Source organism: Comamonas sp. AG1104, assembly GCF_003350425.1.
Lineage (GTDB): Bacteria > Pseudomonadota > Gammaproteobacteria > Burkholderiales > Burkholderiaceae_C > Comamonas > Comamonas testosteroni.
In genome coordinates this window covers 43,390-58,203 of record NZ_QQAS01000006.1, presented here as the reverse complement: position 1 = coordinate 58,203, position 14,814 = coordinate 43,390, and the positions used below count along the sequence as shown (strand labels likewise).

7 protein-coding genes, 5 tRNA genes and 1 pseudogene are annotated in these 14,814 nt (G+C 58.1%); 1 reads left to right on the top strand and 12 read right to left on the bottom strand.

The window, feature by feature from the left end; translation table 11 throughout:
- Positions 1 to 417: 417 nt before the first annotated feature.
- Entirely contained in the window at positions 418 to 1,542 is a 1,125-nt protein-coding gene (locus DFO48_RS17775) for an LPS O-antigen chain length determinant protein WzzB (RefSeq protein ID WP_147282755.1), read from the bottom strand.
- 295 nt (positions 1,543 to 1,837) lie between these two features.
- Here DFO48_RS17775 and DFO48_RS17765 point away from each other — a divergent pair.
- Positions 1,838 to 2,921 (top strand): annotated as a pseudogene (locus DFO48_RS17765) (IS3 family transposase).
- Between the two features lie 152 nt (positions 2,922 to 3,073).
- Here the strand turns inward: DFO48_RS17765 and DFO48_RS17760 are convergent.
- The 11 genes from DFO48_RS17760 to DFO48_RS17710 form a co-directional block, all read right to left on the bottom strand.
- Positions 3,074 to 3,147: transfer RNA gene (locus tag DFO48_RS17760), tRNA-Cys, on the bottom strand.
- Positions 3,148 to 3,161: 14 nt separating this feature from the next.
- Positions 3,162 to 3,237, bottom strand: a tRNA-Gly gene (locus DFO48_RS17755).
- 57 nt (positions 3,238 to 3,294) lie between these two features.
- Positions 3,295 to 3,370: transfer RNA gene (locus tag DFO48_RS17750), tRNA-Gly, on the bottom strand.
- A 57-nt stretch (positions 3,371 to 3,427) separates the two neighbouring features.
- A tRNA-Gly gene (locus DFO48_RS17745) sits at positions 3,428 to 3,503 on the bottom strand.
- A 109-nt stretch (positions 3,504 to 3,612) separates the two neighbouring features.
- Positions 3,613 to 6,027 carry an endopeptidase La gene (gene lon, locus DFO48_RS17740; RefSeq protein WP_114864294.1) on the bottom strand — a complete coding sequence of 805 codons (2,415 nt, stop codon included), beginning with the start codon at positions 6,025 to 6,027 and terminating at the stop codon, positions 3,613 to 3,615.
- Positions 6,028 to 6,182: 155 nt separating this feature from the next.
- Positions 6,183 to 7,445, bottom strand: coding sequence for an ATP-dependent Clp protease ATP-binding subunit ClpX (gene clpX / locus DFO48_RS17735; protein ID WP_003057503.1), 1,263 nt, complete (start codon positions 7,443 to 7,445; stop codon positions 6,183 to 6,185).
- Between the two features lie 176 nt (positions 7,446 to 7,621).
- The gene (gene clpP / locus DFO48_RS17730; RefSeq protein WP_003068910.1) at positions 7,622 to 8,230 is read right to left on the bottom strand and encodes an ATP-dependent Clp endopeptidase proteolytic subunit ClpP; all 609 of its coding nucleotides are present in this window, start codon (positions 8,228 to 8,230) and stop codon (positions 7,622 to 7,624) included.
- Between the two features lie 133 nt (positions 8,231 to 8,363).
- Entirely contained in the window at positions 8,364 to 9,674 is a 1,311-nt protein-coding gene (tig, locus tag DFO48_RS17725; RefSeq protein ID WP_114864293.1) for a trigger factor, read from the bottom strand.
- Between the two features lie 345 nt (positions 9,675 to 10,019).
- A tRNA-Leu gene (locus tag DFO48_RS17720) sits at positions 10,020 to 10,106 on the bottom strand.
- Between the two features lie 85 nt (positions 10,107 to 10,191).
- Positions 10,192 to 13,401 (bottom strand): efflux RND transporter permease subunit, encoded by a 3,210-nt coding sequence (locus DFO48_RS17715; RefSeq protein WP_114864292.1) that lies wholly within the window; start codon positions 13,399 to 13,401, stop codon positions 10,192 to 10,194.
- A complete protein-coding gene (locus tag DFO48_RS17710) occupies positions 13,398 to 14,636 on the bottom strand; it encodes an efflux RND transporter periplasmic adaptor subunit (protein ID WP_114864291.1) in 1,239 nt (412 codons plus the stop codon). Before DFO48_RS17710 ends, DFO48_RS17715 begins: the two co-directional genes overlap by 4 nt.
- Positions 14,637 to 14,814: the final 178 nt, after the last annotated feature.

Sequence of the window (14,814 nt, the reverse complement as noted above, 5' to 3'; positions counted from 1 at the left end):
GTCTTCTCTGACTCGCCCAGGGCATTGCCCTGGGCTTTTCCATAGCGAAAGGACATGGCCTGCAGCAGGCCTGAGTTGCATAGGGCGATGAGATGCGGCGCCCGCCTTCAGGACTTGCGACGTATTCAGATACCAAGCGTACAAAGCAAAAAGCCCTGCAGACATTCATCTGCAGGGCTTTTACCACTAGTTTCGAGGCGCGAACCAGAGTCTAACTGGTCTAACCGGGTTTGCAATCCATTTATTTCGTTTGCAATCAACAACCTACATCAGAACCACACCAAACCACCCAAGACTGCCGCAACTCTGAAGCTTGCTCTTGCCTATTTAACGCGCTCATTATTCGCAATACCTATCGGCGAGACCATGCATTCCAAACGCGAGACTGCCTACCAAAGGCTTAGGCTCTTGAACTCACTACTTGCTGTAAACAGTTTCCAGCTTGTGGAAGGCTGACTGAGAATTAGGCTCTGCCTCCAAGAGCAACTCTCGCAGGATCCCAGATCGGATCATCGCGATCAGGAAGCCGATTGCAAGACCCAGGAACAAGCCAATTGCCAGGTAAAGGCTTTTGTTGGGAGATCGCGGCTTCAACGGCACATTTACTTCGCCGTCAATGTGGAAAATTTTGAAGTTGGTTGCAGCTGGATCCAGCTCTCTTAGAAGATTCAGCTGAGCCTGGGTTTGCCGCAATCCATCGATAAAGGGCGTGTCATCGTTGCGCTGCCTAAGCACCTCAAGCTCCGCCTGAAGCGACTTTGAACCTCGCGCATACAATCGAGAGCCGTCAAGGAATGATGCAGCCGTATCCTGCCTTGGCGGCTGCGCCGCAGTCATCTGAGGGTCTTTGATACCTACTGCTTGCGCGACTTTCAGTGCTTCAGTGAGTTGGGCCTGGCGGTCCTCTCTGAGCAGCTCTGCTGTATATGTTTTCTCTTCCAATGCACGTTCTGTATTGCGTACTTGTAGCTGAATGGATTGCTCGATATCTTTGATTAAAGCATTTCTTGCATCTTCGGATACTTGTGCCAAAAAAGTCTGAAGCCATTCAGCAGCTAGCTCACCTGTGCGTGATTCGACATCCACACTGTAAAGACTTCTCCCACCTCTGGCCTTTTCAGGCGGAGGAGTGACTTTCAGGACAATCTTTTGCATACGTCCATACAACGCCTGCTTTTCCTCTTCAGATGCGGGAGGAGAGTCAAGCGATGGCAGATAAGTGTCGCGAAAGAAGCGCTGCTTGGCTTCGTCCGTGATCAGTCGACGCACAAAATACTTGTAGACCTGATCCGGAGAGTATTGCTCGAGTCCCGTCGCACTACTGCGGCCGATATTAAGTTCGGTTATTTCATTGATGTACGGCTTGTCCAAGAAAGCCCTGACTTCATAGCGTGGCTTTACAGTGAAGGCTGCCACCGTTGCAATGAGCACCCCAACGACTGTTGCAGCAAAAATAACGGGCAATTGCGGCTGCAGGCGGCTCAACACTGATTGTGACGATAGGGCCGTTTTTTCTATAGTTACATTGAGTCGGGAATTCATACACTTCGCAGAAATTGCACAAAAGAACACGCATGCCGCAACACATGCAATTAGTTAGCACAAGATACGTTAAAGATGCAATTATGCTTGATATGTAAATAGGTGCAACCACTCAACTCGTCTGCTTGGATGCAGCATCATGATCTGGACTGCCCCTATGCAGGTAGACAACCCCGGTCGATCTTTGGACTGTCCTTAGGCAGGTAGACATCCCGGCCTATCTTTTGAGCATAGGAGGCAGTTCATGAGCGCACAGCGGTTTACACCAGAACTGAAGGAATAAGCCGTCAAACAAGTGATCGAGCGCGGCTATTCGGCGGCAGAGGTAGCAGCCCGCCTAGGGGTCTCAACACACAGCCTCTACAAATGGGTCAAGGCTGTGTCGCCTGACCGCAATGAGCAGAAGCCCCAAGAATTGCTCAAAGCCAAGAGCGAGATCTTGCGCTTACGGAGTCAGATGCGGCGGATCGAAGAAGAACGGGACATCTTGAAAAAGCCTTGCGGAACTTGGCCAGGGAGCCCGAGTGAAGTACCGCTTTATCAACGAGCACCGTACTCAGCACGCCATCAGCCTGATGTGCAGATTGCTGAGGGTTGCTCGCGCAGGGTGCTATGCATGGCTGCATGATCCGATCTCAACTCACGAACAAGAAGACAGACGCTTGCTCGAGCTGATCTACTACTCATACACGGCCAGCCATGGGGTCTATGGCGCTCGCCGTGTGTTTGCGGATCTGCGAGAGGCGGGTGAATATGGCGGCAAACATCGCGTTGCACGCTTCATGCGCAAGCACAAGATCAAGGCTGTGCGGGGCTACAAAGCGCCATGGCACATTGCAAGCCGGCCTTCAATCATTGCCCCCAACCACTTGCAGCGGCAATTCACTGTGGACGCGCCAGACAAGGCCTGGATCACTGAAATCACTTACATTCGCACTTGACAAGGCTGGCTGTACCTAGCTGCAGTGGTGGACCTGTACTCACGCAAAGTCGTTGGATGGTCCATGAAGGCAACGCTCAACCGAGAGTTCGTGCTCGATGCATTGCTGGCGACTGTTTGGCGGCGCAGGCCGGCAACCGAGGTGGTTGTACAGTCCGATCAGGGCAGCCAATACAGCAGCGATGACTTCAAGCGCTTCAGCCAAGCTCACGGCCTGGTGCCCAGCATGAGTCGCAGAGGAAACTGCTGGGACAATGCCGTCATGGAATCGTTCTTCAGCAGTCTGAAGAAGGAGCGCATTCGCAAGCTCATCTACAAGACCCGGAACATGGCTCGGGCCGATGTGTTTGACTACATTGAGGTGTTCTACAACCGGTCACGTCGCCAAAGTCATCTGGGTGGCATCAGCCCCGAGGCGTTTGAGCGCGCCCGGGCTTGAGGCTGGGAAGTGCCTACTGGAGTGGGGCAGTCCAAGCGTAGTTTGACCACGAATGACACACGGTCAGCATCGATTTTTGAAGTGCTTTACGCGCACAAAATAAAAAGGCCACCCGTACGGGTGGCCTTTTTATTGATTTCCTTAGAGAAATCTGGAGGCGCGAACCAGAGTCGAACTGGTCTAACCGGATTTGCAATCCGGGGCATAACCGCTTTGCTATCGCGCCGCTATCACAAAACCTGGAGCGGGAAAACGGGTTCGAACCGTCGACCTATACCTTGGCAAGGTATCGCTCTACCAACTGAGCTATTCCCGCATTCAAAAAGCTTTCGCTTTCTGATGCGAACCTGTATTGCTACAGGTTCTGAAAACCTGGAGCGGGAAAACGGGTTCGAACCGTCGACCTATACCTTGGCAAGGTATCGCTCTACCAACTGAGCTATTCCCGCATTCAAAAAGCTTTCGCTTTCTGATGCGAACCTGTATTGCTACAGGCTCTGAAAACCTGGAGCGGGAAAACGGGTTCGAACCGTCGACCTATACCTTGGCAAGGTATCGCTCTACCAACTGAGCTATTCCCGCATATCTACCGAAGCCCAACATTGTACAACGTTGTTTGCTGCGATGGATGAATTGTAGCGCAGTTCTGAGCCCTCCCAGAAAAAACGCCACAATTTTCACAAAACAAGCATCAATGCTTGATGGCTGCCTCTGCCGGCTTGACGTCGGTGGACGCCACGGCGGCTACAGCTTCCTCAGTCAAAGGATCCGGCACGCGCTCCAGGGCCACCTTGAGAACCTGATCGATCCACTTCACAGGAACGATTTCCAGACCGCTCTTCACATTATCGGGAATGTCCTGCAAATCCTTGGCATTCTCTTCAGGAATGAGCACGGTCTTGATGCCACCACGCAGAGCAGCCAGCAGCTTTTCCTTGAGGCCGCCGATCGCCGTCACTTCACCGCGCAAGGTGATTTCACCGGTCATGGCCACATCAGCTCGCACGGGAATGCCAGTGAGAGCCGAGACAAAAGCTGTCGTCATCGCTGCACCCGCGCTGGGGCCATCCTTGGGCGTAGCGCCGTCAGGCACGTGCACATGAATGTCCTTTTTCTCGAAGGCTTCATCCTTGATGCCAAGCAAACGAGCGCGGCTACGCACCACGGTGCGAGCAGCTTCGACCGACTCCTTCATCACATCGCCCAGAGAACCTGTGCGCGTAATGACGCCCTTGCCTGGCATGGTGGCGGCTTCGATGGTCAGCAGATCGCCGCCGACTTCGGTCCAGGCCAGACCCACAACCTGCCCCACCTGATTGGCATGCTCGGCACGGCCATAGCTGAACTTGCGCACGCCCAGATACTCATTGAGGTTATCGGCATTCACCTCCACCTTGGGCTGTAGCTTGCCAAGTTGCAAGCCCTTGACCACCTTGCGGCAAATCTTGGACAGCTCGCGCTCAAGCGAACGCACGCCCGCTTCGCGGGTGTAGTAACGCACGATGTCACGAATCGCGGCTTCGGTCACTTCCAGCTCGCCGTCCTTCACGCCGTTGTTGGTGATCTGCTTGGGCAGCAGATAGCGGATGGCAATATTGGTCTTTTCGTCTTCGGTATAGCCCGACAGGCGAATCACCTCCATGCGATCCAGCAAGGCCGAAGGAATATTCATGGAGTTGGAAGTCGCCACAAACATCACGTCGGACAGGTCGAAGTCGACCTCCACGTAGTGGTCACCAAACTTGTTGTTCTGTTCGGGGTCCAGCACTTCCAGCAGCGCGCTCGAAGGATCGCCCCGGAAGTCCATGCCCAGCTTGTCGATTTCGTCCAGCAGGAACAGAGGATTGCGCGTACCGACCTTCTCCAGGCTCTGCAGCACCTTGCCGGGCATGGCACCGATATAGGTACGGCGGTGACCGCGAATTTCCGCCTCATCTCGCATGCCGCCCAGCGCCATACGCACATACTTGCGACCTGTGGCCTTGGCAATGGACTGCCCCAGCGAGGTCTTACCCACACCGGGAGGACCCACCAGGCACAGAATGGGCGCCTTGACCTTGTCCACACGCTGCTGCACGGCAAGATACTCAAGAATGCGGTCCTTGACCTTTTCCAGGCCGAAGTGATCTTCGTTCAGCACTTCCTCGGCATTCGCCAGGTTGTGCTTGATCTTGGTCTTCTTGCTCCAAGGCAGGCCGGTCAGCACTTCGATGTAGTTACGCACCACCGAAGCTTCAGCCGACATGGGCGACATCAGCTTGAGCTTCTTGAGCTCGGCCTCAGCCTTTTTGCGAGCATCGGCAGGCATCTTGGCGAGCTTGATCTTTTTCTCGATCTCCTCGATGTCGGCACCGTCCTCACCTTCGCCCAGCTCCTTCTGAATAGCCTTGACCTGCTCATTCAGATAGAAGTCGCGCTGATTCTTCTCCATCTGGCGCTTGACGCGGCCACGGATGCGCTTGTCGACGTTGAGAATGTCGACCTCGCGCTCGAGTTGCTCGAACAGGTTTTCCAGACGCTCCTTGATGTCCACCAGATCCAGCACTGCCTGCTTGCTCTCGAGCTTGAGAGGCAGGTGCGCCGCAATGGTGTCCGTCAGACGACCGGCATCGTCAATGCTGGCGATCGAGGTCAGAATTTCCTGAGGAATTTTCTTGTTGAGTTTGACGTACTGGTCAAACTGCTGGGTCACGGCGCGGCGCAACGCTTCGATTTCGCTTTGCTCATGAGCATCGCCTTCGGGCTCCACGGGCGTCACAGACGCTGTGAAGTGAGACTCTTCGTCGGCGACCTGCTTGACCAGCGCGCGCTGCTGGCCCTCCACCAGCACCTTCACGGTGCCGTCGGGCAGCTTGAGCATCTGCAAGATGGTGGAGACACATCCCACATCAAACATGTCTTCCGCTGCAGGCTCGTCCTTGGAGGCCGTCTTCTGCGCCACCAGCATGATGCGGCGGTCGCCTTCCATGGCCAGCTCCAGAGCCTTGATGCTCTTGGCACGCCCCACGAACAGCGGAATCACCATATGTGGAAACACCACCACATCGCGCAGCGGCAGCAGTGGCAGGTCCAGCTCGGTAGAAGGCAAAGGGGTTTGTCCAGACATAGGTATCCTCGGTTTCTCAGCGGAAGATGGTCCGCTTACCGGTGTATTTCAACCCCTGGGGGCAAATTGTTTTTGCCGCCGCAGGGGCATTGCCTTTCAGCCACAGGCGACAAAGCGAGCCCACTGGAGGGCCCGCCTTGCACGCAAGCACAGTATCAGGCCTTTTTGGCCGCTTCGCGGTAAACCAGCAGCGGCTCCTTGCCGTCTTCAATGGTGGCTTCCTCCACCACGACCTTTTCCACATTCTCGGCGGTCGGCAACTCGAACATGGTGCTGATCAGTGCCTGCTCGACGATGGAGCGCAGGCCACGGGCACCGGTCTTACGAGCCAGGGCCTTGCGGGCGATCGCCTTCAGGGCCGCAGGGCGGATCTCCAACTCCACACCCTCCATGGCCAGCAGCTTGCTGTACTGCTTGACCAGCGCATTCTTGGGCTCGGTCAGGATCTGCACCAATGCCTCTTCGCTGAGTTCGGCAAGCGCCGTCACCACGGGCATACGCCCCACCAGTTCGGGGATGATGCCGAACTTGATCAGATCTTCGGGCTCGATCTCGAGGAACATTTCCGAGATGGAGCGCTGCTTCTTGCTCTTGACGGTAGCGCCAAAGCCTATGCCTGAAGCCTCGGTGCGGTTCTCGATGACTTTTTCCAGTCCCGCGAACGCGCCGCTGCAGATGAACAGGATATTGGTGGTGTCGATCTGCAGAAAGTCCTGATTCGGATGCTTGCGTCCACCCTGGGGAGGAATGCTGGCCATCGTGCCTTCGATCAGCTTGAGCAGAGCCTGCTGCACGCCCTCACCCGAGACGTCACGCGTGATGCTGGGGTTGTCCGACTTGCGGGAGATCTTGTCGATTTCATCGATGTAGACAATACCGCGCTGAGCACGCTCAACATCGTACTCGCAGCTTTGCAGCAGCTTCTGAATGATGTTCTCGACGTCCTCGCCCACATAGCCGGCCTCGGTCAGAGTGGTGGCATCGGCCATCACAAATGGCACATTGAGCTGACGCGCCAGCGTTTGAGCCAGCAAGGTCTTGCCCGAACCTGTGGGACCGATCAGCAAGATATTGCTCTTGCTGAGCTCCACATCGTCCTTGCCTGCCTTGTCCTTGTGGTTCAGGCGCTTGTAGTGGTTGTAGACCGCCACGGCCAGCGTGCGCTTGGCCTGCTCCTGACCAATCACATAATTGTCGAGGTTGGCCTTGATTTCAGCGGGCGTCGGCAGATCGCCGCGACCTTCCTTGGCGTCGGCGGCAGGCTGTTCGTCGCGAATGATCTCATTGCACAAGTCGATGCACTCGTCGCAGATGAACACGGACGGGCCGGCGATCAGCTTCTTGACCTCGTGCTGGCTTTTGCCGCAGAAGGTGCAATACAAATTCTTTTCGGTGGAAGAGCCTTTTTTATCGGCCATGGGGGCTGTGCCTCGTTACGAAAAAACGAAAATTAATGATAACCAAAGACAAGGCGGCGTAGGCCATCAGGGACAAACGCCGCCGAGCAAGTCCCGGGAGCCAGTCAGCAGCTCCCAGGTTTTTCAATGCCAGCACCCGCAAGCCCAATCAGACATGGGACTCGGTGCTATGCATTTCAGGAACGCTTGCTGATCACCTGATCAACCAGGCCGTATTCCTTAGCCTCATCGGCGGAAAGGAAATAGTCCCGCTCGGTGTCGTTCTGAATCTTTTCCAGGGGCTGGCCTGTACGCTCGGCGAGGATCTTGTTCAGGCGCTCGCGGGTCTTGATGATTTCGCGAGCATGAATTTCGATTTCGGTCGCCTGACCACGTGCACCACCCAGAGGCTGGTGAATCATGACCTGGGCATTGGGCAGTGCATAGCGCTTGCCCTTGGCTCCGGCCGACAGCAGGAAAGCGCCCATGCTCGCCGCCATTCCGGTGCACAGCGTCGAGACATCAGGCTTGATAAAGTTCATGGTGTCAAAAATCGCCATGCCTGCCGTCACGCTGCCGCCGGGGGAGTTGATATAGAAGGAAATGTCCTTGTCAGGATTTTCGCTTTCCAGGAACAACAACTGGGCTACCACCAGGTTGGCGGTCTGATCGTTAACCTCGCCCACCAGGAAAATCACGCGCTCCTTGAGCAGACGCGAATAAATGTCGTAGGAGCGCTCACCGCGACCCGACTGTTCAATGACCATGGGCACCATGCCCAAACCCAATGTATCCAATGCGCTCATGTTTTCTCCAGTGCTATGCGCCTACTGTAGCCGCATTCTGAAAAGAAAATGGGGCTTGCGCGCAAAAGCACAAGCCCCGCAATTCAAGTTATCGGAACTTGCCTAGGGCAAGCACCGATAAAAGGTTCAGCCCTTAGGCCTGACCCATCAGCTCGTCGAAGGAAACAGCCTTGTCGGTGACCTTGGCCTTGCCCAGAACGAAGTCGGTGACGTTGTTTTCGATCACAACGGCTTCCACTTCGGCCAGACGGTTGCGGTCGCCGAAGTACCAGCGCACCACGTCTTCGGGCTTCTCGTAGCTGGATGCCAGCTCTTCGACATGAGCCTTGATCTGCTCGGCAGTAGCTTGCAGATTGTTGCTCTTGACCAGCTCGGCCACCACCAGGCCCAGACGCACGCGACGCTCGGCTTGGGGCAGGAAGATGTCTTCGGGGATTTCAGCCTTGGCGGCATCCTTGATGCCGCGCTGTTCCAGCTCGGCGCGCGCGCCTTCCAGCAGACGGCCGACTTCGGCTTGCACGGAAGCCTTGGGCAGATCTAGCTCGGACACGGACACCAGAGCGTCCATCACGGCTTGCTTGTTGCGACCTTGAACGCGGAACTTCACTTCGCGCTCCAGGTTCTTCTTGATGTCATCGCGCAGGGCGTCAACAGAGCCGCCTTCCACGCCCAGGGTCTTGACGAACTCTTCGTTCACTTCGGGCAAGTTGGGAGCTTCCACCTTCTTGACGGTCACCAGGAAGTCAGCAGTCTTGCCGGCCACGTCAGCGCCGTGGTAGTCAGCGGGGAAAGCCAGGGGGAAAGTCTTGGACTCGCCAGCCTTCATGCCACGGGTTGCGTCTTCGAACTCCTTGAGCATCTGGCCTTCGCCGACCAGGAACTGGAAGTCTTCAGCCTTGCCGCCGGAGAAAGTCTCGCCGTCGATCTTGCCTTCGAAGTCCACGGTCACGCGGTCGCCGTCCACAGCGGCTTCACCGGCAGCGCGCTCGGTGAAGGTGCGACGCTGCTTGCGCAGAATGTCCACGGTCTTGTCGATGGCTGCGTCGTCCACGCTGGTGGTCAGCTTTTCCACTTCGGCAGTGGTCAGGTCACCGATCTTGACTTCGGGCATGACTTCGAACACGGCTTCGAATTGCGCTTCGCCTTCGGCAGCGCCTTCCTTTTCGGTGATCTTGGGCTGACCGGCAACGCGCAGATCGGCTTCGTTCACGGCAGCGGCAAAAGCCTCGCCCACCTTGTCGTTCAGCACTTCGTATTGCACGGAGTAGCCATAACGCTGAGCCACGACGCTCATGGGCACTTTGCCGGGACGGAAACCGTCCATCTTCACCGTGCGCGCCACCTTCTTCAGGCGGGCATCCACTTCGGACTGGATTGCCGACAGGGGCACGCTCAGCGTGATCTTGCGCTCGAGCTTTTCAAGAGTTTCAACGTTAACGGCCATGATTTTTCCTAAGAGGGATGAGGACCGTGCAGATTGACTAACAACCCGCACCGTATTGCGCAAAGTCACAGTGCGCGCACGCCCTGGGATCCCCAGGGACATGCGGCACCACAAATTTCCAGAGCCTGCCCCAGTCATTTGCCCCAGCGTCTGGCGCCAGGCATTTGTTCAAATCAGGAACAGGCGAAGCCGACCATTATAACGAGGCGCCGCGCAGGCTCCGCCATCGCCTTACAGGGGTTTGCCTTAAAAGCTGACACCGCAGCTGCACAGCAGGGGGCGGAAAAAGAAAAAGCCCGTAACGGCTTGGGGTTACGGGCTTGGGCGGCAGAGAGTGCCTTTATCTGGTGCGCGGAGCCGGACTCGAACCGGCACGGTGTTGCCACCGTCAGGACCTAAACCTGGTGCGTCTACCAATTTCGCCACCCGCGCGGTCAGCAATGCGCAAATCTACGCCTACTGAGGTCAAGACGCAGATTCTAGCCGCAAAATCGGCAGTCTTTCGCACAATCCAGCCTCAGGTAGTGTCCTTTCTGATGCGGAACGCCGCCGCATACATGGCGGGCAAGGCCAGCAGAGTCAGCACGGTCGCCACGATCAGGCCTCCCATGATGGCCACGGCCATAGGCCCCCAGAACACGCTGCGCGACAGCGGAATCATGGCCAGCACGGCTGCTGCCGCCGTCAGCACGATGGGACGCAGCCTATGCACGGCAGCCTCCACAATCGCATCCCAAGCCGGTACGCCACGGGCACGCCCGCTTTCGATCTGGTCGATCAGAATCACCGAATTGCGCTGAATCATGCCCATCAAGGCCACGACCCCCAGCAGCGCCACAAAGCCGAAAGGGCGATTCAGCAGCAACAAGGCTGCCGCCACACCGGGTATGCCCAAGGGGCCGGTGATAAACACCAGCAGCGATCGGCTGACGCTGCGCAGTTGCAGCATGAGCAATGTGAAGGTCAGAAACAGCAGCACCGGGATACCCGCCACGATGGCGCCGGAGCCCTTGGAGCTTTCTTCCACGGCACCGGCCACCTCGATGCGATAGCCTGTGTCACCAGCTGCATGCCAGCCGGCTTCCATCTTGCGCAGTTGCGGCAACAGCTCGTTGGTCAGCGTGGCGCCCTGCAGGCCCTCACGCACATCGCCTTGAACGGTAATCGCGAAGTTGCGCTTCTCGCGCCACATCACGCCCGGCTCCCAGACCATTACGGGCTTGGCAATCTGCGTGAGCGGGATCGACTGGCCGTTTGCCGTGGTGACATAGACAGTCGCGATATCGGTAATGGCATCGCGGTCCTGCTTGGGCGGGCGCATCACGATATCGATCAGCTTGTCGCCTTCACGGAACTGTCCCACAGTGGTACCGCTGAAATTCATGCCCGTAGCTTCGGCGATCGACTGACTGGTCACACCCAGGGCACGCGCCTTGTCCTGGTCAACCTGCAGCCGTATGACCTTGACGGACTCGTTCCAGTTGTCATTCACGCCGCGCATATCGGCATTGGCCTGCATGAGCGCCTTGACTTCATCGGCGTAGGTGCGCAGCTTGGCGGGGTCCGAGCCCATCACACGGAACTGCACCGGATACTGCACGGGCGGCCCATTGGGCAACAGCTTGGAACGCGCCCGCACCTCGGGGAATTCCTCGGCCATCAGCGCTGGCAGCTGCTTGCGGATTTCCTCGCGCGCCTTCAGGTCCTTGGTCACCAGAATGAACTGGGAGACGTTGTTCTGCGGGAAAACCTGGTCCAGCGGCAGATAGAAGCGCGGCGCTCCGGAACCTATCCACTCGCTGACGGACTCCACACCATCAAGCTGCAAGAAGCGCTTTTCCACACGCAGCGTCACTTCCTTGTTGGCCTGCAGGGAAGTGCCCTCGGGGAACCATATATCGACCAGCACTTCGGGGCGGCTGGAATCGGGGAAGAACTGCTGCTGCACCTTGCCCATGCCGGCCAGGCCCAGCACGAACACCAGAACCGTCGCACCTATCGTCAGCCAGCGATGCTGCACGCACCAGTTCACCGTGCGGCGGAAGCGGTTGTAGAACGGCGTGTCAAACAGCTCATGCTCGCCCGCATCGGTGTTGATTCCCGCCTCTTCGGCCGACACCTCTCCGGACGCTACCTCGGGCGGCAGCTTGGCCGCATGCGGCGGCTTCTTGAGCAGCAGCAGGCCCAGATAGGGCACGAAGTACACGGAGGCAAACCAGCTGAGCACCAGCGCAATCACCGTCACCGCGAAGATGGCGAAGGTGTATTCGCCCGTCATGGATTTGGCCATGCCGATGGGCAGGAAGCCCGCTGCCGTGATCAGCGTGCCGGTCAGCATGGGCTTGGAGGTGATTTCATAGGCAAAGGTGGCGGCACGGTACTTGTCGTAGCCTTCCTCCATCTTGCGCACCATCATCTCCACGGCAATGATGGCGTCGTCCACCAACAGGCCCAGCGCAATGATGAGCGAGCCCAGTGACACCTTGTGCAGACCGATATTCCAGTACCACATGGCCAGGAAAGTCGCGGCGAGCACCAGCGGAATGGTGATGCCCACCACCAGCCCGGGACGCGGGTCGATATACCAGCGCTTCCACAGCGGATGCTGCCCCGGGCGCTTGTGCAGGCCCAAGCTCAGAAAGCTCACGGCCAACACCACGACCACAGCCTCGATCAGCACCTGGAGAAACTCGCTGACCGAATCCGCCACCGCCTTGGGCTGGTTCTGCATATTGCTCAGCGTCACCCCGACGGGCAGGCTTTTGGCGATGCGTTCCGTGGCCTGTGTCAGCGCCTTGCCCAGGGCAATGATGTCTCCGCCCTTGACCATGGACACTCCCAGCGCCACCGTGGGCTCGCCCTGAAAACGCACCATGACATTGGCCGGGTCGGCATAGCCGCGATGCACTTCGGCGATATCGCCCAACCTGAACTGCGCCCCGCCCTGGCCGATGATGGGCATGGCACGCAATTGCTCCAGGTCGTTGAATTGGCCCTGCACACGCAACACAATGGTTTCGGCAGGCGTCTGCAAGGTACCGGCCGATGCCACGGCATTTTGCTGGTTGAGCTGATCGAGTACCTGCTTGAGATTCAACCCCATCTGCGTGGCTTTGTGCGACAGCTCCACATAGACCTTTTCATCCTGCACGCCGAACTGCTCGACCTTGGCAACATCGGGCACCTGCAGCAGTTGCTGGCGCACATCGTCGGCCAGGGTCTTGAGTTCCGCGTAGCTGAAGCCCTTGGCCTGCAACGCATAGATCACGCCATAGACATCGCCAAAGTCGTCATTGAAGAACGGCCCCTGCACGCCCTGCGGCAGGGTGTAGCGCATATCCCCCACTTTCTTGCGCACCGTATACCAGAGCTGCGGCACCTCCTTGGGGGGAGAGTAGTCCTTGACCTGGAAGATGACCTGCGACTCGCCGGGCTTGGAATAGCTGCTGATCTTGTCGGCATAAGGCACCTCCTGCAGCGTGCGCTCGATCTTGTCCGTCACCTGCTGAGCCACCTGCTCGGCCGTCGCGCCGGGCCAGTAGGTACGAATGACCATGGCCCGGAAGGTGAACGGAGGATCCTCGTCCTGCCCCAGCTGGAAAAAGGCCGCAAAGCCCAGCAGCATCAGCACGACGATGAAATAGCGTGTCAGCGCCACATGATCGAGCGCCCAGCGGGAAAGATTGAAATGCGCACCACTGGTCTTTTTGTGTCCAGTGCCGCTCATTTGCCAGCCTCCGCAGCGACTGCAGGCTGAGACGCTCCAGATTCAGGATCATTCTGCGATTTATCCACCTGCGTTTGGGGCTGATTTGATACAGAGTTTTGTGGCGGCTTGGCGTATTTGTCGCGATATACCGTCACCTTCTGGCCCGGGGTCAGCACATGGGCGCCTGTGACCACCACCTGCATTCCGGGTTGCAGACCCGAGGCAATCACCGCCTCGTTGCCGTCAGCGCTGGCAATCTGCACCCGCTGCAGCTTCACCGAGCTGCTGGCCGCGTCGTACAGCCAGACGGCCGTACCCTGACCGTTACCGCCCTCCTGGCGCAAGGCCGTGGTTGGCAACTTGATGACCTGGCTGCCTATGGCTTCGCGGCTCACGCCCATGCCCTCTGGCATGACATGCACGGTGGCTCCCAATGCGGGCAGGTCCGCTCCCTGCAGAGCGGCCTTGACCACATAAGTGCGTGTGGCCGGATCGGCGCTGGCCGCCACCTCACGCACCAGGGCGTTGATCACGCGCGACTCATCCGACCAGGGCCTGACCTTGACGCCCTGCCCCGGCTTGATGGTGCTACGCCGGTCCTCCGGCACGCTGAACACCGCATCGCGCGCGCCATCCTGAGCAATCCGCACCACGGGCGTTCCGGCCGCAACCACCTGACCGGGCTCGGCCTCCACGGCGGTGACGACGCCATCGGCATCGGCCAGCAACTGGGTGTAGTTCTCCTGATTGGACTGACTGGAGAGCTGAGCCCGCGCCTGGTCGAGCGAGGCCTGTGCCGCCTTCAGATTGGCCTCGTAGCGTTCCATCTCAGCGGCGCTGATGAAGTTCTGGGCTCGCAGCGTGCGAAAACGCTTGGCATTGGCCTCGGCCAGATCGCGCTGCGTGGTGGCCGAGGCCAACTGGGCGCGCGCGGCATCGGCACTGAGCTGATAGTCACGCGCATCCAGGCGCGCCAGCACCTGTCCGGCCTTCACATGCTGGCCCAGTTCCACCTCGCGCTTCGTTATCTTGCCCGCCACGCGAAAGCCGAGGCGAGACTCCACACGGGCTCGCACATCGCCTGAATATTCCTGAGCAGATTCGATCTGCCCCTCACCCACGGTCACCAGCTTGACGGCACGCACCGGCTCGGGCGCAGCCTCCTTTTTGGAACAGGCCGACAACATGACAGCCGCCGCCACTATGGACAGCGCCGCCAGGGGCACGGCAGGCCGGCGCGGCAAAGACAACATTGCAAAACGACGAGAAGACGAAACAGCCATGGTGTTCTGGGCTTGTAAAAATAGGAAAAGCGCAGCCGCCGGGCAGGCCGCTGCACCAAAGTCAGCGCTGATTGTGCACGCACGTGCGCTTTTGCGCCGTCTTTTTATGGGCTGGCGCAAGCCGGCAAGTCCACCCGGTCCACAATAC

Excerpts from the sequence above, each read along its gene's own strand:
- tig (WP_114864293.1), bottom strand. The coding sequence starts at position 9,674 with ATGGCCGTTAACGTTGAAACTCTTGAAAAGCTCGAGCGCAAGATCACG.
- DFO48_RS17710 (WP_114864291.1), bottom strand. The coding sequence starts at position 14,636 with ATGTTGTCTTTGCCGCGCCGGCCTGCCGTGCCCCTGGCGGCGCTGTCC.
- DFO48_RS17775 (WP_147282755.1), bottom strand. The coding sequence starts at position 1,542 with ATGAATTCCCGACTCAATGTAACTATAGAAAAAACGGCCCTATCGTCA.
- DFO48_RS17715 (WP_114864292.1), bottom strand. The coding sequence starts at position 13,401 with ATGAGCGGCACTGGACACAAAAAGACCAGTGGTGCGCATTTCAATCTT.
- clpP (WP_003068910.1), bottom strand. The coding sequence starts at position 8,230 with ATGAGCGCATTGGATACATTGGGTTTGGGCATGGTGCCCATGGTCATT.
- lon (WP_114864294.1), bottom strand. The coding sequence starts at position 6,027 with ATGTCTGGACAAACCCCTTTGCCTTCTACCGAGCTGGACCTGCCACTG.
- clpX (WP_003057503.1), bottom strand. The coding sequence starts at position 7,445 with ATGGCCGATAAAAAAGGCTCTTCCACCGAAAAGAATTTGTATTGCACC.